Consider the following 2031-nt stretch of genomic DNA (forward strand, 5'->3'; position numbering starts at 1 on the left):
GTGCGGTGAAAGCTGCACGCACGGTGTGGAGCCGGGGAAAAGTTGGAGATCATATCAAAGACTTACCTATGGCTATCCGGCAGCAAGAGTCAGGGTATGAAGCAGCTCATGGCTGGCGGCGGTGTCGCGCTGGTCGGCATTACCCTGATTCCTCTGCTGAGCGGCCTGTTCGGTTAAGAACCGCGGGCGGATTTATTCCGCCTGTACATACGCAATCGCTTCAATCCTCGCTGTGGATAACAGCCCCTATTATAATAGGAAGTGAATTGCTGCAAGACCATCCACCCATCAACGAAAGGCGGTGCTATTATGCAGCTTCTGATCCACATTATTTTTGTTCTGAACCTTCTCAAGACCCTTATCAACCACTTCACCTAAAGGACGGTGACTGCTGAATGGAAACCGTTCTCAAAGCCATAGCCGATTGGATAAAGGGTATCCTGACGGCTGGCATCATGTCAAACCTGTCCGGGCTGTTCGATGCCGTAAATGAGCAGGTCGGTGACATTGCGCAACAGGTCGGCACACGGCCATCGGCCTTTGAACCACGCGTTTTTGCGATGATCGAATCGCTCTCCCGGAACGTGGTTCTGCCGATTGCGGGCATTATCCTCACATTTATCGCCTGTTACGAACTGATTGAAATGATAACCCAGCATAACAACATGGCGCAGTTTGAGCCAGCACTTATTATGCGCTGGATTTTCAAGACCACTGTTTCAGTATGGTTCATCTCCAACACGTTCGATATTGTGATGGCAGTCTTTGACCTGACGCAGAAAGTCGTGTCCGATTCCAGCGGCATTATTGCGGGCAATACTCGCGTCAATGAAATCGGCCTGTCGATGCTGGAAGCCAGTCTGATGCAAATGGATGTCGGTCCACTCTTCGGGCTTTTTTTGCAGAGCTTCTTCATCGGCATCACCATGAGAATCCTCTCAATCGTGATTTTCGTCATTGTGTACGGACGCATGATTGAGATCTACTGTATGGTGAGCCTTGCGCCGATTCCCATGGCAACATGGGGCAACCATGAACAGAGCCATATGGGACAGAACTATCTGAAATGCTTGTTTGCGCTGGGATTTCAGGGCTTTCTCATCCTCATCTGCGTGGCCATCTATGCCGTGTTGATTCAGAATGTGGCGATTTCCGGCGATGCCATCAATTCGATCTGGGGCATTGTCGGCTACACCGTCCTGCTCTGTTTCAGTCTGTTCAAAACCAGCTCCGTGACGAAATCTGTTCTCGGAGCGCATTAAAGGGGGTGCTTTATTGGCTGCGTATATTTCTGTTCCTCGCGATTTGACCAAGGTGAAGTCAAAAGTGGCTTTCAACCTGACAAAGCGGCAGCTCATCTGCTTCGGAACGGCGGCACTGATTGGAGTGCCGCTTTTCTTTTTGCTCCGAGATTCCGGCGGCAACACTGCCGCCACCCTCGGTATGATGGCAGTCATGCTGCCCATGTTCTTTCTGGCGATGTACGAGAAAAACGGTCAGCCCATGGAAAAGCTGCTGTCGTACTATGTGCAGTCCCGGTTTCTCCGCCCGAAAATTCGCCCCTACAAGACCAACAACTACTATGCGATTTTGATGAAGGGAGGCATGACCTATGATTCCGTTTTGGAAAAAGACCGGTAAAAGCGGCAAGAAAAAGCCGCCGAAGCCTGCTGTGCCCAGAACCGCCCAGCAGTCCATCCCCATGCAGCGGATGTTTGAGGATGGCACCTGCCGGGTGAAAGCAAACTACTACACCCGCACCATCCAGTATCAGGACATCAATTATCAGTTGGCCCAGCAGGAGGATAAGACGGCGATTTTCGAGGAATGGTGCAGTTTTCTGAACTTCTTCGATTCCAGCATCAAATTTGAACTGTCTTTTGTGAACATGGCAACCGACAGCACCGAGTTTGAAAAGAGCATCCGCATTCCGTACCAGAAAGACGGCTTTGACGATGTTCGTGCTGAGTACAGCCAGATGCTGCGGCAGCAGCTTGCCAAGGGCAATAATGGTCTGACCAAGACCAAATT

The 2031-nt window shown here is 50.8% G+C and carries 2 protein-coding genes and 2 pseudogenes; all 4 read left to right on the forward strand.

Annotated elements, in window-relative coordinates; genetic code table 11:
- Positions 1 to 78: 78 nt before the first annotated feature.
- Positions 79 to 177, forward strand: a pseudogene (locus C4N23_RS13590) (Maff2 family mobile element protein); the annotation flags it as partial.
- A gap of 218 nt (positions 178 to 395) precedes the next feature.
- On the forward strand, positions 396 to 1262 hold the full coding sequence (locus tag C4N23_RS13595; protein WP_112146665.1) for a VirB6/TrbL-like conjugal transfer protein, CD1112 family: 867 nt from the start codon (positions 396 to 398) through the stop codon (positions 1260 to 1262).
- Positions 1263 to 1305: 43 nt separating this feature from the next.
- On the forward strand, positions 1306 to 1641 hold the full coding sequence (locus C4N23_RS13600) for a PrgI family protein (RefSeq protein WP_483423403.1): 336 nt from the start codon (positions 1306 to 1308) through the stop codon (positions 1639 to 1641).
- Positions 1613 to 2031: pseudogene (locus C4N23_RS13605) on the forward strand (VirB4-like conjugal transfer ATPase, CD1110 family); the annotation flags it as partial. The gene C4N23_RS13600 and the pseudogene C4N23_RS13605, both read left to right, overlap by 29 nt.

This window comes from Faecalibacterium hattorii (genome assembly GCF_003287455.1).
In the GTDB taxonomy this organism is placed as follows: Bacteria; Bacillota; Clostridia; order Oscillospirales; family Ruminococcaceae; genus Faecalibacterium; species Faecalibacterium hattorii.